15 protein-coding genes and 2 pseudogenes are annotated in these 22,517 nt (G+C 59.8%); 13 read left to right on the top strand and 4 right to left on the bottom strand.

Annotated elements, in window-relative coordinates; genetic code table 11:
• Nucleotides 1-59: 59 nt before the first annotated feature.
• Nucleotides 60-719: an AraC family transcriptional regulator gene (locus ACYZT8_RS19660; RefSeq protein WP_461975189.1), complete on the bottom strand. Its 660-nt coding sequence runs from the start codon at nucleotides 717-719 to the stop codon at nucleotides 60-62.
• Here ACYZT8_RS19660 and ACYZT8_RS19655 point away from each other — a divergent pair.
• The 5 genes and pseudogenes from ACYZT8_RS19655 to ACYZT8_RS19635 form a co-directional block, all read left to right on the top strand.
• Nucleotides 677-1,282: pseudogene (locus tag ACYZT8_RS19655) on the top strand (MFS transporter); the annotation flags it as partial. The gene ACYZT8_RS19660 and the pseudogene ACYZT8_RS19655 overlap by 43 nt on opposite strands.
• Nucleotides 1,283-1,390: 108 nt before the next feature.
• The gene (locus ACYZT8_RS19650; protein ID WP_461975187.1) at nucleotides 1,391-3,118 is read left to right on the top strand and encodes a ShlB/FhaC/HecB family hemolysin secretion/activation protein; all 1,728 of its coding nucleotides are present in this window, start codon (nucleotides 1,391-1,393) and stop codon (nucleotides 3,116-3,118) included.
• A gap of 105 nt (nucleotides 3,119-3,223) precedes the next feature.
• Nucleotides 3,224-7,735 carry a hemagglutinin repeat-containing protein gene (locus ACYZT8_RS19645; RefSeq protein WP_461975185.1) on the top strand — a complete coding sequence of 1,504 codons (4,512 nt, stop codon included), beginning with the start codon at nucleotides 3,224-3,226 and terminating at the stop codon, nucleotides 7,733-7,735.
• A gap of 313 nt (nucleotides 7,736-8,048) precedes the next feature.
• On the top strand, nucleotides 8,049-8,762 hold the full coding sequence (locus ACYZT8_RS19640) for a hypothetical protein (protein ID WP_461975183.1): 714 nt from the start codon (nucleotides 8,049-8,051) through the stop codon (nucleotides 8,760-8,762).
• 52 nt (nucleotides 8,763-8,814) lie between these two features.
• A complete protein-coding gene (locus tag ACYZT8_RS19635) occupies nucleotides 8,815-9,666 on the top strand; it encodes a hypothetical protein (protein WP_461975181.1) in 852 nt (283 codons plus the stop codon).
• A 71-nt stretch (nucleotides 9,667-9,737) separates the two neighbouring features.
• On the opposite strand, the gene ACYZT8_RS19630 is transcribed toward ACYZT8_RS19635, so the two are convergent.
• Together ACYZT8_RS19630 and ACYZT8_RS19625 are read right to left on the bottom strand one after the other, a co-directional pair.
• Nucleotides 9,738-10,919: an acetyl-CoA C-acyltransferase family protein gene (locus tag ACYZT8_RS19630; protein WP_461954926.1), complete on the bottom strand. Its 1,182-nt coding sequence runs from the start codon at nucleotides 10,917-10,919 to the stop codon at nucleotides 9,738-9,740.
• The gene (locus ACYZT8_RS19625) at nucleotides 10,916-11,698 is read right to left on the bottom strand and encodes an enoyl-CoA hydratase (protein ID WP_461975179.1); all 783 of its coding nucleotides are present in this window, start codon (nucleotides 11,696-11,698) and stop codon (nucleotides 10,916-10,918) included. Before ACYZT8_RS19625 ends, ACYZT8_RS19630 begins: the two co-directional genes overlap by 4 nt.
• Before the next feature lie 229 nt (nucleotides 11,699-11,927).
• Here ACYZT8_RS19625 and ACYZT8_RS19620 point away from each other — a divergent pair, with 229 nt between their 5' ends.
• From ACYZT8_RS19620 to ACYZT8_RS19585, 8 genes and pseudogenes are all read left to right on the top strand, one after another.
• Nucleotides 11,928-13,031, top strand: a complete 1,104-nt coding sequence (locus tag ACYZT8_RS19620; protein WP_461975177.1) for a polyamine ABC transporter substrate-binding protein — start codon at nucleotides 11,928-11,930, stop codon at nucleotides 13,029-13,031.
• 31 nt (nucleotides 13,032-13,062) lie between these two features.
• A complete protein-coding gene (locus ACYZT8_RS19615; RefSeq protein ID WP_461975175.1) occupies nucleotides 13,063-14,481 on the top strand; it encodes an aminotransferase in 1,419 nt (472 codons plus the stop codon).
• Between the two features lie 53 nt (nucleotides 14,482-14,534).
• Nucleotides 14,535-15,371 (top strand): helix-turn-helix transcriptional regulator, encoded by an 837-nt coding sequence (locus tag ACYZT8_RS19610; protein ID WP_461975173.1) that lies wholly within the window; start codon nucleotides 14,535-14,537, stop codon nucleotides 15,369-15,371.
• Nucleotides 15,372-15,604: 233 nt separating this feature from the next.
• Nucleotides 15,605-16,099, top strand: a complete 495-nt coding sequence (locus ACYZT8_RS19605; protein WP_461975171.1) for a hypothetical protein — start codon at nucleotides 15,605-15,607, stop codon at nucleotides 16,097-16,099.
• A gap of 427 nt (nucleotides 16,100-16,526) precedes the next feature.
• Nucleotides 16,527-16,888, top strand: a pseudogene (locus tag ACYZT8_RS19600) (DUF6124 family protein).
• A 247-nt stretch (nucleotides 16,889-17,135) separates the two neighbouring features.
• On the top strand, nucleotides 17,136-17,636 hold the full coding sequence (locus tag ACYZT8_RS19595) for a sigma-70 family RNA polymerase sigma factor (protein WP_131059869.1): 501 nt from the start codon (nucleotides 17,136-17,138) through the stop codon (nucleotides 17,634-17,636).
• 41 nt (nucleotides 17,637-17,677) lie between these two features.
• A complete protein-coding gene (locus ACYZT8_RS19590; protein ID WP_461975169.1) occupies nucleotides 17,678-18,652 on the top strand; it encodes a FecR family protein in 975 nt (324 codons plus the stop codon).
• A 108-nt stretch (nucleotides 18,653-18,760) separates the two neighbouring features.
• A complete protein-coding gene (locus tag ACYZT8_RS19585) occupies nucleotides 18,761-21,184 on the top strand; it encodes a TonB-dependent siderophore receptor (protein ID WP_461975167.1) in 2,424 nt (807 codons plus the stop codon).
• A gap of 116 nt (nucleotides 21,185-21,300) precedes the next feature.
• On the opposite strand, the gene ACYZT8_RS19580 is transcribed toward ACYZT8_RS19585, so the two are convergent.
• Nucleotides 21,301-22,452 (bottom strand): MFS transporter, encoded by a 1,152-nt coding sequence (locus tag ACYZT8_RS19580; RefSeq protein ID WP_461975165.1) that lies wholly within the window; start codon nucleotides 22,450-22,452, stop codon nucleotides 21,301-21,303.
• Nucleotides 22,453-22,517: the final 65 nt, after the last annotated feature.

Raw genomic sequence — 22,517 nt, 5'->3', positions numbered from 1 at the left:
GTAATATGACGTAGGTAATATTTTGTGGCAAATGATTTCTGTTGCCGATCGTCAGGTGCTTACTTGAGCCAATGGCCAGGGGTGGTGCCGGTCATGTCCTTGAAGAACGCGATAAACGCGCTGTCACTGGCAAATCCCGATTCGAAAGCGCTGTAGCTGATGCTGCGTCCGGTGACGAGCAGTTCCATGGCGCGCATCAGCCGCCACTGCTGGCGCCATTGCTGATAACTCATGCCGGTTTCACGCTGGAAGATTCGCCCGATGGTGCGGCCGCTGGCGCCGATCTGTTTTTCCAGCACCTGAAGTTCCGGCGGCAGTCGTTCGGGGGTTGCCAATAGCGGCGCAAGACGTTTGTCCCACGGCAAAGGCAACAGCATCGATTGTTGGACCGCTTCGCGAATTTCGCTCAGGCAAAGACCCAACAGATGAACGAATTTGCCCTGCAGCCAATCGGTGTCGAAGTCGGCGAGCGCAATCGGTTCCAGCACCGCCCGCAGCAACGGGCTGACTTCAATCACGCAGACCTGCTGCGGCAGCTCGGCGCACACCTCCGCTGTCAGGTAAATGGAGCGGTAGTCGACGCTCTGCTGCATCACGGCGCGGTGTTCAACCCCCGGCGGAATCCACGCCGCACGGGAGGGCGGTAACAGGCACAACTGCTGCGCGAGGGTGATGCGCGTGCACCCTGCCGGAAACCCGACCGCAAAATGTAACGACACCCGCGCTGTTCGAGACGCTGTGGCGAATGCTGCAAGACCGCGATATCTGGCGCTCGACGCTGTTGGTGGCGCTGTTCAACATTGCGTTGTTCAGCTACTACAGCCTCGGCCCATTCATGTTTCAACGACTGGACTTGAGTGCGCAATGGTTCGGCTACAGCGGTGTGATCCTGGCCTTGGGTTCCGGCCTTGGCGCCTGGCTCAACAAACGATTGCTGCATCGCGATTTCAAGGGGCCGCAGCTGATTCGGCTTGCGGCAGCGTTGGCATTGTCGGGCGGTTTGGGCGTCTGGCTCATGCAGGGCAGCGGTCTGTTTGTGCTGCCGATGCTGCTGGTGGTGCTGGCATTCGGCATGGCAATCCCTAACATCCTTGGCTCCGCTTTGGCCAACTATGGCGATCGACTGGGTACGGCCGGCGCACTGTTTGGTTTGCTGTATTACCTGTTGATCGGCAGTGGGCTGATGCTTGCAGCCTGGAGCCAGGCATTGGGCGAAACGTTGCTGCTGTGCGGCGCGCTCGCCTTGGTGTTGGCGAGAACAGCACGCAAACCAATTGTTTAAGAAATGTAAGCGTTGTAGGCAAATTCTTGCATTTGTGTAGGAACGATCTGACTATCACCCGCATTGATGGGATGGCATTAAGCCATTTGATGATGACAGGGATGTTGAGTGCCGGATTCGTTTCGCGTTGTACCTCGTCGTAGATCCTCGCCTTGCACGCTGTTGTTGGCTTCGTTGTTGAGCCTGAGTGCTTCTGCACTCCAGGCGGCAGAGCCTTCCGGACCAGGTCAGGAAGTGCTGCGCCAGCAACAACAGCAACAGCGCGATCTGCAACAACTGCAACTGGACCAGCGCCGTCGGCAACTGGAACGCGGCAGCTTTGGTCCGGCGCCGGTGGCGCCGGCCGTCTCCGCCAGTGTGCCCGCTGATGAACGCTGCTGGCCCCTAAGCGGCACGCGCGTGGGCGGCGTCACCCTGATCAGCAGCCAAACGCTCAACGAACGGATCAAACCGCAACTGTCGTCCTGCATGGGCGTCGGCCAGATCAACCATCTGCTGGCGACCATCACCGGCCTGTACGTGGAAGCGGGGTACATTGCCAGTCGGCCGTACCTGCGCAGCGCACCGGTAGCCGGGCAATCGCTGGATATTGTGGTTGATGAAGGTTACGTCGAGTCCATCGAACTGGCCGACCAGAGCCTGCCGGTGTCCCTCGGCGGAGCGTTCCCCGGGATGCTCGGCAAGCCGCTGTATCTGCGTGATCTTGAGCAAGGCCTGGATCAGTTGAACCGCTTGCGTTCGCTTGACCTGACCGTCGACATCGCCCCCGGCACCCAGCCCGGTGCCTCGCGGATCATCCTGCGTTCGCGCACTCAGGGGCAGTCTCGCTGGACGTTGGGCCTGGGCGTCGACAACCTCGGCAGCGCCAGCACCGGGCGTGATCGCGACACCTTGAGCCTGAGTCTCGACAGCCCACTGGAGCTCAACGACGCACTCAACGTGAGCGTCAGCGACACCCTAAATCGCGGCGACCGCTACAGCCGCAACGCCAGTGTTTACTACGCCATTCCTTACGGTTACTGGACCTATAGCGTATTCGCCAGCCATGCCGAATACCGCGCGCCGTTCAAACTCAGCACCCTGAAATTCCACAGCACCGGCATCACCGACCAGCTCAGCGTGCGCGCCGACCGGGTGTTGTGGCGCGATCAAAGTCGTCAACTCAGCGCCAACCTGCAACTGGCCCACAAAGACGTCGACAGTTATCTGGAGAACGTTCGCCTCGGTATCCAGAGCCCGACCCTGACCGTGGCCGAAGCCGGTTTGAACCTGTTCTGGCTTAACAGTGCCGTCTGGAACCTGGACGTCAATTACGCCCAGGGCCTGCGCTGGCTCGGTGCCGACGACGATGCACAGCGCCAGGTCAGCAACCTGCCCAAGGCGCAGTTTCGCAAGTACCGCGCCGGCCTCAGCCAGTGGCGCAACGGCCGGTTCGGCCAGCAGACATGGCAATGGCAAAGCCAGTTGAACGTGCAGTACAGCCCCGATCCGCTGCCCGCTATCGAACAACTGCTCGGCACCGACGATTCCGCGGTGCGCGGTTACCGGGTCAACAGTGCGTCCGGGGCCAGCGGTGCGATCTGGCGCAATACCTTGCGTCTGCCGTTGCGCAGCGAATTTCCGGTGCAAGTCACCCCGCGCCTGGGTCTGGACAACGGCTGGATCAAGGCCGACCACGGCACCCAGGGGCAACGCCTGAGCGGTGCCAGCGCCGGGGTCAACCTGAGCTGGAAAAACCTGCAAGTAGACGTCGATTACCAACGCAGCCTCAACACCCCCAGCGGTTTAAGGCATGAGCCAGAGACCTGGCTGATGCGCGTGGGGTTGCAGATATGACCACCGCCTCACCCTATAAACATTCAGCCGTCGGACCTGTGCGCGACAGCCTCGGCAATCATCCCAACGCGCAACGTGATGCCGCACTTTTATTGAGAGGTTCCTATGCCTGAACAAACATTTGCGTTTCATCTTTCCCCTCGGGGAAAACTGCGCTGGGCGATTGCCAGCCTGTTCCTGATTGCCCATCTGCCAAGCGCCCTCGCGGGTGGCGTGGTGGTCGCACCGGGCCCCGGCGGCACCGCGCAACTGCAAACCCAGGGCGGCGTGCCGATCGTCAATATCGTTGCGCCCAATGGCGCGGGCCTGTCGCATAACCAGTTCCTCGATTACAACGTGGATCGCCAAGGCCTGGTGTTGAACAACGCCTTGCAGGCCGGGCAGTCCCAGCTCGCCGGGCAACTGGCTGCCAACCCGCAGCTCCAGGGCCAGGCCGCGAGCGTGATCCTCAACGAAGTGGTCAGCCGCAACGCATCGGCCATCAACGGTGCCCAGGAAATCTTCGGCCGCTCCGCCGATTACGTGTTGGCCAACCCCAACGGTATCTCGGTGAACGGCGGCAGTTTCATCAACACGCCGAACGCCAATCTGGTGGTCGGCCGCCCCGAATTGAACAACGGCAAGCTGCAAGCCCTGAGCACCCGTGATGCCTCCGGCACGTTGCAGATTCAGGGCGCGGGACTGCAAAACCGTGAGGGCTCGATCAACCTGATCGCCCCACGCATCGACAGCCAGGGCAGCCTCAACGCTCGGGATCAGATGAACCTCACCGTCGGCCGCAATCAGGTGGATTACGCCTCGGGCCAGGTGAAAGCTGTTGACCCAGCCGGCAACACCAGCGATCAACGCATCGACGCCAGCCTGTTTGGCGCCATGCAGGCCGGGCGCATCAACATCGTCAGCACCGCTGAAGGTGCGGGCGTGCGGGTCGGGCCGGTACAGGTCGCGGGCCGCGATGGCGTGCAGATCCGCTCGGCAGGCGATTTGAGCATCAGCGGTCAAGCGGTTCCGAACAGCCTCGATGTGGTCCGGGCAGGTGTGCGCAGTAGTCAGGGCGACGTTGGTTTGCACAGCGGCAAAGACCTGACCCTGGCCGCCGCCGACGTCAGCGGTCGCGACGTCAAACTCGACGCCGGACGTAACCTGACCCTGACCACCGTCGAAAGCCGTCATCTCCAGGAGAAACGCGAAAACTGGAACAACAGCACTATCGGCATTACCTGGGAAACCTACGACCGCACGCAGACCGACAGCGACTCACGCCAACACGGCAGCCAGATTCTCGCCAGCCGAGACGCACAACTGTCGTCCGCTGGTGACACCGAATTGAAGGCCGCCAAGATCGAAGCGGCAAAGAATCTTAGCGTGCAAAGCGGCGATGATTTACGCCTGAGCGCTGCCACCGAAAGCCACACCCAGACCGATCAGGGCAACCACCGTAAACACCTGTGGAAAGCCGATTGGGACACCCGCAGTGAAGAGCAGCGCAGCATCACCAGTCAATTGAAGGGCGGCAACATCGCCCTGCAGACCGCCGCGTTGCTGCGTTCCGAAGGTGTTGAGCTGAACAGCGCCGGAGACATAAACCTCGCGGGAAAACAGTTGGAAATCACCAGCGCGAGCCGCACTCAGCGCACGAGCGACAACCGTTATTCGGGCGATCTGGTGGGCGGCGGTTTCTTCGGCAAGACCGGCGACGGCGATCAGGGCAAGACCCAGAATCAGGGCAGTAAAATCAACGCGGCCGGCAAGCTGATCGTCAAGGCCGATGACGTACGCATCAGCGGCAGCCAGGTGCGCGGCGGCACTGAATCCAGCGTCATCAGCGACAAGGGTTCGCTGGTGATCGATGGTGTGCAGGACACTTCCCACGCCAACAACCACGACAAGGACAGCAAGTTCTTCGGCATCACCAAGGATGAAACCCGGCAGAACGCCAAGGACAGCAGCACGGTGCGCAGCGAGCTGACGTCGGACAGCAACCTCACGCTCAAGAGCGCCAAGGACATTGAAGTGGCCGGTTCCACGGTCAAGGCTGGTGGCACTCTGAGTGCGGACGCGGCGGGAGATGTGCAGGTGCATTCCGCGCAAGATACCCACGACAGCAGCACGACCACCGAGACGCGCGGCTTCGATGCCTACGCCAAGGAAAACGCTCCGGGTGCCGGCCAGTATCGTGCCGGTGTGCATTACGAAGACAAGCAACAAGCCGTGACCAGCAACGACGTCAAACAGCAGGGCTCAAGCCTCAGCGGCGGCACAGTGCAATTGGCGGCGGGCGGCGACCTGACGCTCAAAGGCGCCGAGGTCAAGGCGACCCACGGCGACGCGACGCTGACCGGCAAAAATGTCTCGCTGCTGGCCGAGCAGGACAGCCACAGCACTTCGACGGATAAAACCAGCACCAGCGGCGGCTTCTATTACACCGGTGGCCTCGACCGCGCCGGCAGCGGCGTCGATTTCGCGCACACCACCTCGCAAGACACCACGAGCAAAACCACGGCGCAAACCACCGACGTGCAGAGCAGCGGTAACCTGAACATCAACACGGGCAAACTCACCACCGAAGGCGCGCGTCTTGATGGCGGAAAAGGTCTGAATGTCGCGGCGGTCGATGTCGACAATCGCGCCGCGAACAACACCGACAGCAGCACCCATAAAGACAGCAACTGGTCGGCGGACATTGGCGCCAACGTCGAGTACAAGGACATCGCCCGGCCGATCGCCGGAGCGGTCAAGGATGTGTTGGCCGGCAAAGTGCCGGACAAGGATGCACTGGCCAATCTCGGCCAGCCGAATGTGGGCATCGACCTCGCGATCGGTCATCAGAACGCCAGCCACACCGAGCAGACTGGCAACGCAGTGGTCAGCCAGTTCAAGGGCGGCACCGTGGACGTGAACGTGGCCGGGACCTTGCGGGACCAGGGCACTCAGTACCAGGCGAGCGCGGGCAAGGTAAACATCAGCGCCGATACATTGGTGGCGAGCGCTACGAGCAATACCCACAGCAGCACCGATCAGGCGCTGGACGCCAAGGCCGACGTGCGGGTCTACACCAAAACCGGTGAGGACGTGAACGTCGCCGGCAGCGGCGCGGGCGGTAGCAGTCAGACGCACAAGGACACTTCCAGCGCCGTGGTCGGCAGCTATGCCGGCAGCGAAGGGGTGAACATCAACCTGCGCGGCGATGGCCGATTCGAAGGCAGCCATTTTGATGGCGGGCAGGGCGGTGTTTCGATCAAGACCGGTGGTGAACTGGCGCTGAATCAAGCCAATGATCGCCAGAGCAGCGACACCTCCAGCCTGCGCGGCAGCGGCTCGTTGAACGTCGGCACTGCGCCGGGCACCAACGGCACCAATGTCGATCTGGGCGCCGGTTTCCAGCTCGATCACACCGGCAAACAGACCCGGGACAGTCAGGCTCAAGTGTCGAGTATTCAGGGCAAAGGTCCAGTGCTTCTGAGCAGCGGTGGCGATCAGACCCTGCAAGGGACGAAGGTCGACACGCTGGGCGGCATTGACCTGAAGGCTGGCGGCAAACTCGATCTGCAAGCGGCGACCGACACCCACACCGCGACCGGCAGCAACCTCGGCGGTGGCCTCAAGGTGGGCGGCAGCAAAACCAGCACAGAGAAAAGTGCTGACAAGGGCGGCAATGTGAGCGGCAATTTCAACATCGGCCGGGTCAGTGAAACGACCCGGACCTTGACCGGTAGCCAGCTCAACAGCCAGGACAAAATTGCCCTGAGCGGCGATGCGATCCACCTGCAAGGCACCCAGGTCAACGCCCCGAGCGTCAGCTTCGATGCGCAGAGCGGCGGCATTTATCAGGAATCGGCTGAATCCACTCAGACCCGCACCAACTGGAATGTGGCGCTGAATGCCGGCGGCAACCTGAGCAACAGCACACCGGTTGTCACGGATGAAAAGAACGTCGCCACCCGTGATCACGGCTTTAATGCCGGGGCCAAGGTTGGCGTGGATTACCAGCAAGGCGCGACCCAGCAGAACAGCCAGATCAAGGCCGACAGTGTGGTGTTGAACAGCGCTGGTGACGCACATCTGGCGGGGGCGCGGATTGATGCGGCGACTGTCAGCGGCAAGGTGGGCGGTGACTTGAACGTGGAAAGTCGCCAGGACAGCCAGACCCGCTTCAAGGTTGATCTGGACCTCGGCCTGACGGGCAAGAAGGCTGCACCGGCCGACAAGGACAAAGTGGCCGATAACAAAAAGCTGGGCGGGACCGACTACAAACCGACACTGAAACTGGAGGGCGGTTACACGCATAAAGACAGCGTCGGCCAGGCTTCCGGTATCAATGGCTCCCAAGGTGTGAACCTGAAGGTGGACGGTACAACGCAATTGACCGGCGCACGGATTGCGGCCACTGAAGGCCGCGTTGACCTGGGTGGTTCCGAGGTCAGCACAGCGAGCGTGAGCAACAGTGATTACGGGGTCAACGCCGGTCTGGATTTGCCTGAAAAGGCAGAAAGTGAAGCCGGTAAACCGGTTGTTTCAACACCGGGCGAGCACAGCGTCAAACTGGGTCCTGCCACCTTTGGCGGTCATTACGACAGCCAATCGTTACAGGCCGGGATCGACGAAAAAAATATCTAGGTCAAATGGGCGGGTCGGTAATCCCGAGTACCCGCTACGTTAAATTCCGCTCTTGGCTCCATGGTGACAAGTCATCACTATCGCCATGGAGTCTCGAGCGGTTGTAGGAAATGGCGCGATGCGCTGTAGCTTCCGGAAACTTGCTGAACACCCATCCCACCCCCTGTTTCTCTTAATGTTCCTGGCGGTTAAACGTTAGAAACATTATGAACAATGCCGCCCGGCGCGATATTCCAAACCCTATGCTAGCTTGAGTAGCAGCAAATCAACGTCTGCAAACTCTTTCAGCTCATATGTGCAAGGAAGCTTACTTATGCCGCTACAGCGGCCCATCGTGTCGCTGCTCGCCAGCGACGCCTGCGGAACACCCTTCCAGGTGAAAGTCAGTGTCGTACCCATGACCGAAGCTCTTGCCAGGCAATGGCACGAAACGGTTCAACCCATCGTCAATCGCTATTACTCCCATGACAGCTCAAGGAGTCAGAAAACCCGTGCTGACGTCGGATGGCGCTGGCCCAATTACCTGAAGCTCGTGGCTGTTCACAACTACCTCACGAGGATGCCTGGCAACGCCTCCGAGAACGGCAAGGCCATGTGTGTCGTGGTTTCAAAGGGGGAGCAAACATTCCCCATCGGCATGCTTTCCCTTGTACCGAAGCTTCATTGCAATGTGCAGGGTGTCGAGCGACAGCGTGCCTTTACCTGGTATCTATCGGATGCACCCTCGGAACTGTATGAGCAATTCTTGCGTCAGCCAGCGGTTCGTGGGGTTGCCAAGGCGTTGATTGATTGCACCATTCAAGCTGCTTTGGACGAGGGTGATGACGGAGAGTTATTGCTGCATGCTGATCCGAAAGGGGGCAGTAAACTCATCGATTTCTATCAATACGGCTGCAAAATGCGCCGTCTATCGCCCAACAACGGACGTATCACTGCGGTTTGGCGCAGAGGGCGTCCTGATGAGTATTTCCATTTCAGCGGAGCAGACGCACAGGCGTTTTCTGCTCGCTATGACCCTCGACGATAAGTGGTCATGGCTGCGCTTTGCGCTACGGACTGCCGGGAGGTAGAGTAAATTTATGACTGATGCCAGACCTCAACTTTCAAATGCCGAACTTGCCCATGCGCTTCGCGAGATGAGGGGGTTCGAGGCTGATCTGGAAACACAAGGCGGATACGAAATTTCCGCGGCTTTGCTCTCTGAAATAATGGCTGATGCCGTTCAGCGTGATCAGCTCATTAGCTTGCTGGAGCAATTTGATGAGCAGCAAACCAAGCGTTCAGGTATTGGCTGGGTCAATGATGGTACGCCGCTTGACCGGTCCCCGGGAGCATTGATTTTCGATGATCTTTATTTTGATCTGCCGACAGGTACTGAAGATCCTTGTCTGATGTCCAGTTCAGCTGTTGCCAGTGTTCAGGGCTTTCTGAGCAAGTACAAAGAGGAGATGTCTGCCTCAAAGGGTTTCAAATATGCACCTGCGACTGAGGGCACATCTTTTCCCTGCGAAGATTCACGCTCGTACGAATGTCGTGATTATCCTGTTTCCTACGATGTCGTTGCCTGGAGCAAAGTGCTGGTTTTGGCTAAACAGCAGTTACAGGGGGAGGCGACTCGGCGAGCTTCATTCTTATCCAGACTCACTCAGGCTTTCGGCAGAAATGAGCCACCTGAATGGGAAGTGGAAAAGTGCCCGATTGCCCGCGACTCTCTTTTAATCATCTTGCATCACGGCAATGATCACGCGTCTATCGGCTTTATTGGCAGTGGGCAGAGTGCTTACGTCATGGTCTCGATTAATGACACCGCTTTGACAATGAATGAATCCTTTCAAAACACTCAGAAGTTCGCGGCGCGTATCGCGGACTTTTTTACCGATGCCCCGAAGTCTGGCCACAAAGCCATTCAGCATATGCTCAGCGCATTGTGATGCTGGCGTCGGAGTTGCTGAAGACTTCTGTCTTGCGATGTCCGGCATTGCACCGGACATCGCTCTAACACTCAAACCCGCTCAAAAATCGCCGCAATCCCCTGACCACCACCAATGCACATGGTCACCAGCGCATACCGGCCGTTGACGCGGTGCAGTTCGTGGATGGCTTTGGTGGCAATCATTGCCCCTGTCGCGCCCACCGGGTGACCGAGGGAAATGCCCGAGCCGTTCGGGTTGACCTTGGCCGGGTCGAGATCCAGTTCCTGGCTGACCGCGCAGGCCTGGGCGGCGAAGGCGATGTTGGCTTCGATCACGTCCATATCGGCGGTGGTCAGGCCTGCGCGTTTAAGTGCCAGGCGCGTGGCGGGAATCGGGCCCAGGCCCATCAGCTCCGGCTCGACACCGGCGTGGGCGTAGCTGACCAGACGGGCGAGAGGGCGCAGGTTGTTGGCCTGAACTGCCTTGCCGGTGGCCATGACCAGTGCTGCGGCACCGTCGTTCAATCCCGAGGCATTGCCGGCAGTGACTGAACCGTCCTTCTTGAACGCCGGCTTCATCTGCGCCAGTTGTTCCAGGGAGGTGGAACGCGGGTGTTCGTCGATGCTGAACAGCGTCGTTTCCTTGCGACCGCGGATTTCGACCGCAGCGATCTGCTCACTGAAGTAGCCATTGGCGATCGCGAACGCCGCGCGTTTTTGATCTTCCAGGGCGAGGGCGTCCTGCATGTCGCGGGTGATGCCGTTGCGCTGGGCGATGTTCTCGGCGGTGATGCCCATGTGGATGCCATGGAACGGGTCATGCAGGATGCCCAGCATGTAGTCGATGGCCTGGACGTTGCCCATGCGCGCGCCCCAACGGGCGGACGGCATCAGGTACGGGCCGCGGCTCATGGATTCGGCACCGGCGCCGATCGCGATTTCGGCGTCGCCGAGCATCAAGGTCTGGGCCGCGCTGATAATCGCTTGCAGGCCGGAGCCGCAGAGGCGGTTGACGTTGTAGGCGGGTGTTTCCTTCGGGATGCCGGCGTTCATCGCGGCGACTCGGGAAATGTAGGCGTCGCGGGTTTCGGTCGGGATCACATTGCCCATCACCAGATGGCCGATTTGCGCCGGGTCCACGCCGGACCGCTCCAGGGCTGCCTTGACGGCCGTGGTCGCCAGATCGGCCAGCGGCACATCTTTGAGCGAGCCGCCAAAGGAGCCGATGGCGGTGCGTGCGGCGCTGACAACAAATACGTCTGGGGTGTTCATGAAGGCTTTCCTGTAGAGGGGTTCTTTTCGGTGCTGCGATTAAGGAGTGCGTTCAACGCCGCCTGCGCTTCAGGGGTTTTCAGGCGTTTGATGAACAGCAAATTCTCTTGGCGAAGGGTGGCTTGCAGTTCCGGCATCGACGTCTGTTTGAGCAATTGCCGGGACTGACGCAGAGCTTCCTGGGGGAGCGCCAGCAGGCGACGAGCCATATGCTCTGCGGCCGCCAGGCACTGCTGCCCGTCGTCGAACAGTTCGTTGGCCAACCCGCACGCGACGGCGGCGGCCCCGTCCAGACTGTCTCCCCAAAACAGCAAGCGCGCCGCCCGGGCATGACCGAGCAGGCGCGGCAGCAGCAGGCTGGCGCCGAACTCCGGACACAGGCCCAGGTTGACGAACGGCGTGCGCAACCGCGTATTGCGGGTGACCAGCACCTGATCGCAATGCAGAAGCAGGGTGGTGCCGATCCCGATGGCCGCTCCGCACACGGCCGCGATCAACGGTTTTTGCAGGTGGATGACCACGCGCATCAAGCGGAACGCCGGGCTGTCCAGATCGGTTGGCGGATGCTGGAGAAAGTCTGCGAGGTCGTTACCGCTGGTAAAGCACGAGGCTCCGCCAGTCAGAATGATCACGCCGGTTTCGGCGTCTTCGTCAGCGGCCAGCAACAGGTCGGCCAGCTGCGTATACATGCTGTTATTCAGCGCATTGAGTTTGTCGGGGCGGTCAAAGGTGAGCGTCAGGACGCCTTCGTGTCGTTCTTGTTTGATCAGGTCGTTCATGTACGTGCCCTGGGTGATCTCTATGAGGGGCACTCTAAGCGCGGGACCCGCGCTGGATCTATGACAAAACAAGTCAACGAAACTGCTGCTTTTTGCCATGTCGGACAGTCGCGAGCGCCGCAAACCGGATCACACACCCATTCGGGGTATGGTGCCGTTGGCTGAATCGCTCAATAGTGGATTCATCCGCTCATCCAGATCGGAACTCGCTTGATAAGGTGAATTTGCTATGCGCAAGGCCTTCTTGGTGATGCTTGGTGCGTTAATCGCGCCGCTGTCGGCAGGCGTCCACGCCGCCGAAGTGGACGATAACAACACGCTGCGGTTGTACAACTGGGCGGATTACATCGGCGAAAAAACCATTGCCGACTTTCAGAAAGCCACCGGCATCAAGGTTATTTACGACACCTTTGATGCCTATGAAACGGTTCAGGCCAAGTTGCTCACCGGCCACTCCGGTTATGACCTGGTGGTGTTGAACGCCTCCCTCGCGCCCCCGCTGATCAAAGCCAAAGTGTTCCAGCCGCTCGATAAAAAGTTGCTGCCGGGCTGGACCAACCTGGACCCGAAAGTCTTGCAGGACTTGCAGGGGTTTGATGCCGGCACGTTGTACTCGGCGCCCTATACCTGGGGCAGCAACGGCATTACTTACAACGTCGACAAAATCAAGGAACGCATGCCGGACGCGCCGATTGGCTCGCTGGCGATGATCTTCGATCCGAAAATCGTCTCGCGCTTCGCCGATTGCGGCGTGACCCTGGTCGATGCGCCCACTGAGGTCATTCCACTGGCCCTGAAGTACCTGGGACGAGACCCGAGAAGCGCCGCGCCCGAAGACCTTAAAGCCGCTCAGGACTTGCTCTTGTCAGTCCGGCCCTACATTCGCAAGTTCGACTCGGTCAACTACCTGACCAGCCTGCCCAATGGCGATGTGTGTATGGCCATGACCTGGTCGGGCGATTACGCGACCGCCATGGCCCGTGCCGAAGAGGCCAAGTTGAAGATCAAACTGGCCTATTTCATTCCCAAGGAAGGTTCACTGATCTGGTTCGACAACTTGTACATCCCCGCCGATGCGCCACACGTGGCCAACGCACACAAGTTCCTGGATTACTTGATGCAGCCACAAGTGATGGCGGACGTGACTGACTACATTCATTACGCCAACAGCAATGCGGCGGCCACGCCGTTGGTGCACGCCGATGTGCGCAACAACCCGGCGATTTATCCCGATGACGAGACTCGCCAGCGGCTGTTTCCGCAGAAAACCCAGGATGCGAAAGACATGCGCGCCATGACTCGCGTCTGGAGCACGGTGAAGAGCGGGATTTGATCGTTTAATTTTTCGGTTTGAGGTTTTTTGCATGGCGACTCCAATCAAGAAAGTTGTGTCTGACGTTGATAACGCGCAACTGGTGAAAGCCGACAAGGCGCACTACATGCACGGTTATCACATGTTCGACGAACACGCCGAACAGGGCGCCCTGAACATCGTTGCCGGTGACGGTGCTTATATTTACGACACCGAGGGCAACCGCTTTCTCGACGCGGTCGGCGGTATGTGGTGCACGAACATCGGTTTGGGCCGTGAAGAAATGGCACTGGCGATTGCCGACCAAGTCCGTCAACTGGCGTACTCGAACCCGTTTTCCGACATGTCCAACAACGTCGCCATCCAGTTGTGCGAGAAACTCGCCAGCCTGGCGCCCGGTGATCTCGACCATGTGTTCCTGACCACCGGCGGCTCCACCGCCGTGGACACCGCGTACCGCTTGATTCAGTACTATCAGAACTGCCGCGGTAAACCGGAAAAGAAGCACGTCATCGCCCGTTTCAACGCGTATCACGGCTCCACCACCCTGACGATGTCGATCGGCAACAAGGCTGCCGACCGTGTGCCGGAGTTCGATTACGCCAACGACAAGATTCACCACATCTCCAACCCCAATCCTTACCGGGCGCCGGATGGCATGGATGAGGCGCAGTTTCTCGAGTTTCTGATCAAGGAGTTTGAAGACAAGATTCTGTCCATCGGTGCGGACCAGGTGGCGGGCTTTTTTGCCGAGCCGATCATGGGCTCCGGTGGCGTGATTATTCCGCCCAAGGGTTATCTGAAACGCATGTGGGAAGTCTGCCAGCGCTACGACATTCTGTTTGTCGCCGACGAAGTGGTGACGTCGTTCGGGCGTTTGGGCAAGTTTTTCGCCTCCTGGGATCTGTTCGATGTTCAGCCGGACATCATCACCACGGCCAAAGGGCTGACGTCGGCTTACTTGCCGCTGGGCGCCTGCATCTTTTCCGACCGTATCTGGAAAGTCATCGCCGAGCCCGGCACGGGCCGCTGCTTCACCCACGGCTTCACCTACAGCGGCCACCCGGTCTGCTGCACGGCGGCGTTGAAGAACATTGAAATCATCGAGCGGGAAAACCTGCTGGAGCATGTCGATGTGGTCGGCGCTTATCTGGAACAGCGGTTGGCGACACTCAGCGACTTGCCGCTGGTGGGCGATGTGCGCTGCCAGAAGTTTATGGCCTGCGTGGAATTCGTCGCCGATAAACGCACCAAGGCGTTGTTTGCCGACGAGATCAACATTGGCGAAATGATTCATTCCCGGGCGCAGGCCCGAGGGCTGCTGGTGCGGCCGATCATGCACCTTAATGTCATGTCGCCGCCGCTGATTCTGTCCTGTGCGCAGGTCGATGAAATCGTCGAGACCTTGCGGGTGTGCATTCTTGAAGTGGCGGGCGAACTCGAGCAAAACGGCCAGTACTTCGGCCAATGAGTTCGTCGACTCCGCGGTTAACAGGTGCCGGTTCACCCGCTAGACTGCGGGGCATGAGCAAACCAAACGACGATACGCTGATCGCCTTGCCCTTCGGCGCCTTGCATAAATGGCACGGCGACATGCGTCAGGCGTTCGCCCACATCGATGAGCCCGACGCGCTGCATTTCCTGGCGTCGGCCTTCGGGCATCTGGTGTCCATCGAGTCGGTGATGATCAGCCTGGAGCACAAGGACCGCCCGCCGCAGTTGTTGTATCAGCGGGGCATTCCGGAAAAATACCGGGAGTCGATCATCGACCGCTATTTTTCCGGTGGCTACTTGCTCGACCCGTTTTGCCTGGCGGTGGAACAGGGGCTGGCCGAAGGGTTTTATCACCTGGAGGACATTGCCCCGGACAACTTCTTCGACAGTGAGTACTACAAGACTTACTACTTGAAGGCCGGGAGTTCGGAAGACAGTTTTTATATTGTCGATACCGGCAATGACACCAAGGTGTCGGTGAGCCTGTTTCAAGGCTTTGGCGGGGAAGGTCTGCGGGTGGAACAGCTGAATTTGCTGCGAGCAGTTGAGCCGCTGGTGCGGGAATTCATCAGCGAGTTCGGACGCCTGGGTTTACAGCACAGCACGGCCAATCAAGGCGTGCGTGACGATCTCAGGCAACGCGTGCAGTCCGCCTTCGAGCATTTCGGCTGCGACTTGCTGACCGAGCGCGAGCGGGAAGTGGCGCACATGGTGCTCCGGGGGCATTCCGTGAAGTCCACGGCCAGCCAGATGAGCATCTCCCCGGAAACGGTGCGCATGCACCGCAAGAATCTTTATCTGAAGTTGAATATCGGCTCACAGTCGGAACTGTTTGCATTGTTTATCGAGTGGCTGCGCAAGCACTGATCCAACCGCCAAACAAGATCCCTGTGGGAGCGGCGGTGCGGCGATCCGACTTTGAGGGTCGATGGGTCGCAACTCGTCGAGGTTCAACTAGAGTTCTAGACTGAGGCAGGCAGGTTGCAGCCGCGCTCAAACAACAAAAAATATTGCAAAACAAGGGGCATCCAACCTTGAAAATTTCAGCCCTCTGCGCTACCGGGAGCCTGTTGGTTTCGACTGCGACGTCTGCCACCGGGATGATTCCTGTCATCGAACTGGACTTCACAAGACCGGCTGTCGAGACCCTGAAAAAACTCGGCATCGACGACGCGTGTATTGTTGCCGCCTCCAACCCTGCAGCATTCACCTATTGTCGGGAAGGATCATCGACGCTCTGGAAATATCAGGCGCTGGATCTGGAGCAACAGGCGTCGATCATTAAAGGCGAACATTGGCTTGCCACGGATTACGGGCGAATCACGGTCGTGGAAGTTGACAGCGCCGCGTGCGAGGAAGACTCCCCTGCGCCTTTAATCAAGCCGGCGATTACTCGCGGGTTGGCCCTGGGCGCGATCTTGCTGTTTTTGTTGATTGGCTTTCGATACGCCTACCGGGCGTTCATGCGCCAACGCCCTCACCACGCCGTGCTTTCGGATTTGCCGTTGCCGCGATTCACTGGATACTTGCCGGCAAAGGCGCTGGGAGCGTTTGGTATTGCCGCTGCCGTGTCGCTGGTTTACTGCTTCTGGTGACATCACCGGCAACAGCGTTCGTCCGGATAACTCGATCAACTGTGGGAGTGAGCCTGCTCGCGATGACGGTGCCTGTTCGGAGTACATGTTTAACGGTGTTTAAGGTTACTTCCTGAAAGCTACAACGCCTTGCGCCATTACCTACGACTACGCCAGAATCCGCCGGCTTGTGCGCTTTGGACGCCCTCGGTAACTTGATCCCCGTCACTGATTCCCAGTGATCGGGTTTAGTAGCCCGAGGTTTGAGAAAGTGTGCACAAGCGTCTGTCAGACAGGTATTTCCATGCCTGTACCTGATGGTGGCTGTGCGCAGGGCGCCCTCGGGCGCGCCGGCTTTCGCACTCTTCCCCGGTCTACTAACCTGCGTACAGCCGCCACCCCTCGTATTAGTAGCGAGGCGTGGCTGCCCAATCAGGAAAGTGTGAATATGTGCAAAGTTACTCCAAACCCGCCAGGCACCGATCCGGCATCCCCCTACGAATCACTCGATTCAAAGAAGCTCCACGAAGCCGCCGAACGCGCCCTCGATCACTACCTCAACCCCGCCGCCCTCAAAATCCCGGTCATTCGAAAACCGAGCACCATGTTCATGATCGCACCGGACATCAAAGACGAAGACTTGCTGGCACACACCTGCGAATCACTGGCCTCGGCCAGCGTCATGACTGCCGATTTTGCGACCTGCCTGGAAGGACCGCATCGGCATACGGCGCTGGGAATCCAGCAGATATCATGCAAGCGGAACTGGCGGTGAACCGGATGATGGATAACGTCGAAGTGCCCAAGTAGTCACGGACTATGTGGCGAGCGAGCTTGCTCGCGCTGGGCTGCGTAGCAGCCCCAAAATCTTCGTCATGTTCGATTATTTTGTGAGTGCTGCGCACTCAAGCGGGAGCAAGCTCCCTCGCCACAAAATCAATTCCGGTTTGAAAGGACCCTTTGGCTGACTAACGGCAACACCATCCCAAGTGGAATCCATTGCTTCCCCTTAATAGGAAGCATTACTATTCACGCCCCGTCTCCACAGCACACCGCAATGACCCCCAAGTTGCCCCGCAGACACGGCTTTTTCGAGCATTACGAAGAGTTGGTTGGCACCTGGACCCGTCGCCTGAGAAATCGTCAGCAGGCCGAGGACCTGGCCCACGACACCTTCGTGCGGGTGCTTGAGTCCGATTCGTCGGCGGTGGAGCAACCTCGGGCGTATTTGCACCAGACCGCGCGCAACATCGCGGTGGATGGTTATCGGCGTGAGGACCGGCGGGGCGCCATGGAGTCGGAGGCGGTTGATCACAGTGTGTCGTCGTCCGGCGACCCGGAGCATTTCATGCATGCGATCCAGTTGGCTGATTCCATCGAACGGGCGCTCACCGAGTTACCGGTCAACTGCCGCAAAGTGTTCGTCTGGCAGAAGATCGAAGGCCTGACCCAGGCGGAAATCGCCGAACGCCTGGGACTGTCCAAGAACATGGTGGAAAAGTATATGATCCGCACCTTGCGGCATCTGCGCGACCGCCTCGACGGACTGCACCCATGATCGGCCGCGCCTTCTACCCCCCCAGCCAAACAGGAACTTCCATGATGGATACTCGTGATTGTGCGTGCGGGCAAACAACGGTTCGCGACGACGCGGCGCGGTGGTTTGTGCGTTTGCAGGAACCGGCCGTGGACGTCGAGGAATACCGGCGTTTCGAAGCCTGGCGGGCTGAACATCCTCAGCATCGCGACGAATTTCAACTGCTCCAGGGGCTGTGGACGGCGGCCGATCTGCTGCCCGCCAAGCGTCTGCAAGCCCTGTGCGAAACCCCGCCGGCCCGTCGAAAACGTCAGCCATTGGTGCGTTACGCGGTGGCGGCCAGTGTGTTGGCCGTGGCACTTGGGTTGGGGCTGTTCAGCGGTTTGAATCACCCGGCGACGTACACCGCCGAATATTCCACGGCATTGGGCGAGCGTCGTCATGTGGCGTTGCCCGACGGTTCGGTGATTGACCTGAACAGTCGCAGCCGCGTTCAGGTGCGTTATGAAAAGGACCGTCGCGGCATCGAGCTGACTGAAGGCGAAGCCATGTTCAGCGTCGAGCACGATGCCAGCCGACCGTTTGTGGTCGAGGCGGGGAGCGGCAAGGTGACGGTCACCGGCACGCGCTTCGATGTGCGCCGTGACCTGACTGAAACCCGGGTGGTGGTGGAGCAGGGCACGGTCAAGGTTCAGGGCCAGGGGCCTGATGTCGTCAGCCTTACCGCCGGCCTCGGCACTCGCGTCGATGCCAAAGGCGTGGTTGCTGCCGCTTACGCGGTCAATCCGGCAGAACTGACCGCGTGGCGCAGCGGCAAACTGGTGTTCAACAACGCCAGCCTCAGCGAGGTCGCCGCAGAAGTCTCGCGCTACCGCGAGAAGCCACTCACGGTTGGCAACGACAAAGTGGGCAATCTGCGCCTGACCAGCGTGTTCAAATCCGACAACACCGACGCACTGCTCAAGGCCTTGCCGAGCATCCTTCCGGTGGCCGTGCGGACCCTCGATGACGGCAGTCAGGAAATAATTTCCAATTAATTTCCAAACCGATTCAGGTTTTTTTTGAGTTCTTCGTCTTCTTGTCCAACTGCAACTGGTTTGCATTAACAGCCGCACACTCTTGCGATCTACAGGACAATGTTCGACGTGAAGAAAACCACCGCTAAAAATAACAATTCCCCTTGGTTGCGGCTCGCGCTCGCCCTGGCTGTCAGTGCTGCGCTTCCGCAGGCATTCGCCGCCGATGGCATCCATATTCCTGCGCAGCCGTTGGGCCAGGCGTTGAGTGAGCTGGGTCAGCAAACGTCGCTGCAGGTTTTCTTCAGTCCTGAACTGGTGGCCGGCAAACAGGCGCCAGCCGTCGACGGCGACCTCTCGCCGGAACAGGCCTTGCGCCAATTGCTGCAAGGCAGCGGCCTGCAATATCAGATCGATGAAGGTTCGGTGACCCTGACGCCCGCGCCGACTTCCGCCGGCGCTGGCCCGATCGAACTGGGCGTGACCGACATCAAAGTGGTCGGCGACTGGCTCGGTGATGCCAACGCAGCGGTGGTGCAGAACCATCCCGGCGCACGGACCGTGATCCGCCGCGAAGCGATGGTCGAGCAGGGCGCCATGAACGTCGGCGACGTGTTGAAGCGCGTGCCCGGCGTGCAAGTGCAGGACGCCAACGGCACCGGCGGCAGCGACATTTCCCTGAACGTCGGCGTGCGCGGCCTGACCTCGCGCCTGTCGCCACGCTCCACGGTGTTGATCGACGGCGTGCCGGCAGCCTTCGCGCCGTACGGCCAGCCGCAGCTGTCCATGGCGCCGATTTCCTCCGGCAACCTCGACAGCATCGACGTGGTGCGCGGCGCCGGATCCGTGCGTTATGGACCGCAGAACGTCGGTGGCGTGATCAACTTCGTGACGCGGGCGATCCCGGAGAAAGCCACCGGTGAAATCGGCACCACCCTGGAAACCTCCCAGCACGGCGGCTGGAAGCACATCGACACCGCATTCCTCGGCGGCACCGCAGACAATGGCATCGGCGTGGCGTTGTTGTACTCGGGCGTGAACGGCAACGGTTACCGCGAGCGCAACAACGGCAATGACATCGACGACGTGATTCTCAAGACTCACTGGGCACCGACCGATGTCGACGATTTCAGCCTCAACTTTCACTACTATGACGCCAGCGCCGACATGCCCGGCGGCCTGACCCAGGCGCAGTACGACGCCAATCCGTTTCAGTCCGACCGTAACAACGACAACTTCAGCGGGCGCCGCAAGGATGTCTCGTTCAAGTGGACGCGGCAACTCGACGATCGCACCCAGGCCGAAGTGCTGACTTACTACACCGACAGCTTCCGTGGCAGCAACATCGCCGCTCGCGATCAGAAAACCCTGGGCTCGTTCCCGCGCACTTACTACACCGTCGGCATCGAACCACGGGTGTCTCGAGTGTTCGACGTCGGCCCAACCACCCAGGAAGTCAGTGTCGGTTATCGCTACCTCAAGGAAGCCATGCACGAACAGGCGAGCCGCCTGGCGCTGGTCAACAACGAGCCGGTGATTCGTCCGGGTTCGGACGGGCATGTATACCAGGACCGTACCGGTGGCACTGAAGCCAACTCGGTCTACGTCGACAACAAAATCGATATCGGCAACTGGACCATCACCCCCGGCATCCGCTTCGAACACATCAGCACCGACTGGCACGACCGCGCCGTGCTCGACACCGCTGGCAGACGCGTGCCGGAGAAGAACCGCAGCATCGAAAGCAACGAGCCGCTGCCGGCCCTGAGCGTGATGTATCACCTGTCGGAAGAGTGGAAGCTGTTCGCCAACTACGAAACCTCGTTTGGCAGCCTGCAGTATTTCCAGCTCGGTCAGGGGGGCGCGGGGGATGAACCGGCCAATGGCCTGGAGCCGGAAAAGGCCAAGACCTATGAGGTCGGCACGCGCTACAACAATGAGGTGTGGGGCGGCGAGTTGACGGCGTTCTACATCGACTTCGATAAAGAGTTGCAGTACATCAGCAACGACGCGGGCTGGACCAACCTCGGCGCGACCACGCACCGGGGCATCGAGGCGTCGGTACACTACAACATGGCAGCGCTGGACCCACGACTCGACGGCTTGACCGCCAACGCCGGGTTCACTTACACCCGCGCCGTGTATGAAGGTGAAATTCCAGGCTTCAAGGGCCGTGACCTGCCGTTCTACTCGCGCCAGGTAGCGACCGCCGGCCTGCGTTACGGCATCAACCGCTGGACCTACAACCTCGATGCCTTTGCCCAGTCCAAGCAGCGCTCACCGGGCGTGGCGGTGAACGCCGATGGCAGCTTCACCAACAACTACATCACCGAAGGCACCGCCGATGGTCAGTACGGTGACATTCCGGGTTACGTCACCTGGAACGTACGTGGCGGCTATGACTTCGGCGCGCAACTGTCGAACCTGAAAGTTGGCGCCGGGGTGAAAAACGTCTTCGACAAGCAGTACTTCACCCGTTCCAGCGACAACAACTCGGGGATGTACGTGGGTGCACCGCGCACGTTCTTTGTGCAGGCCAGCGTCGGGTTCTGATAGACCGGGGTGACCCCATCGCCAGCAGGCTGGCTCCCACATTGATCTCTGCTAAACACAGAATTTGTGTTCACTGAAGATCCCCTGTGGGAGCCAGCCTGCTGGCGATAGCTTTATCAGACCTTCAACACCTTGCCACCAATGGCCACGGCCACCAACAGCACCGCCATCAACCCAAACGCAAAACTCAAACTGCTGCCATGGGCAATAAAGCCGATCACCGCCGGGCCCGCGAGAATCCCCGCGTAGCCCAAGGTGGTAATGGCCGGCACCGCAATATGCTCAGGCATAACCGTCTGTTTACCGACCGCGGTGTACAGCACCGGCACGATGTTCGAGCAACCCGCACCCAGTAACGCATAACCGACCAGCGCCGTTTCCCAGGCTGGTGCAAACGTCGCCAACGCCAGACCGGCCGCCGCCGTCAGGCCGCCGAACACCATCACCCGCGTCGCGCCCAGGCGCCGGACAATCCTGTCGCCGGTCAACCGCCCGGCGGTCATCGTCAGCGCAAACGCCGCGTAACCCAACCCCGCATACGCCGTGTCGATCCCGCGTTCCTGCGTCAGGAATACTGCGCTCCAGTCGAGCGCCGCGCCTTCGGCCAGGAACACGATGAAGCACATGCCGCCGATAAACAGCACGATGCCATGGGGCACCGCAAACGCAGGTCCCGAGCTTTCGCTGCCATAAGGCAACAGGTGCGGCGCGGCTTTGAGCAAGGCCAGCACCAGCACGACAATCACCACCGCCATCGCACCCAACGGCGACAGACCCAAGCCAAGCAGGGCGCTGACACCCGCCGCGCCGACAATCCCGCCGAGGCTGAACATCCCGTGAAACCCCGACATCATGTTCTTGCCGCTGGCCCGCTCGACGATCACCGCTTGCAGGTTCACCGTTGAATCCACCGTGCCCAGGCCAGCACCGAACATGAACAACGTGGCGATCAATGCCGGTATCGACGACACCGTTGCCAATAACGGCAACGCTACGCAGATCAATAACGTTCCCCCGGTCGCCACTCGACGACAGCCGAAACGGGTGGACAAGAGGCCTGCCATCGGCATCGCCAGAATCGAGCCCACCCCCAGGCACAGCAACAACAGCCCGAGCGTTCCCTCGTCGAGCCCGGCCCGTGCCTTGGCGTATGGCACCAGCGGCGCCCACGCAGCGATGCCCAGGCCGGCAATGAAAAACGCAATGCGGGTGGACATCTGCTCCAGGCGTCCGGGAACAAATGAGGCTTGGGTATTGAGGTTGGTCATATCGATCCTTGGCAAAAAACGTCGCGTTCCCAAGGGACAGTGACTTACCCATAGGGTTCGGTCAG

Source organism: Pseudomonas sp. LB3P93, assembly GCF_054898025.1.
This window is presented reverse-complemented; position numbering and strand designations above follow the sequence as displayed.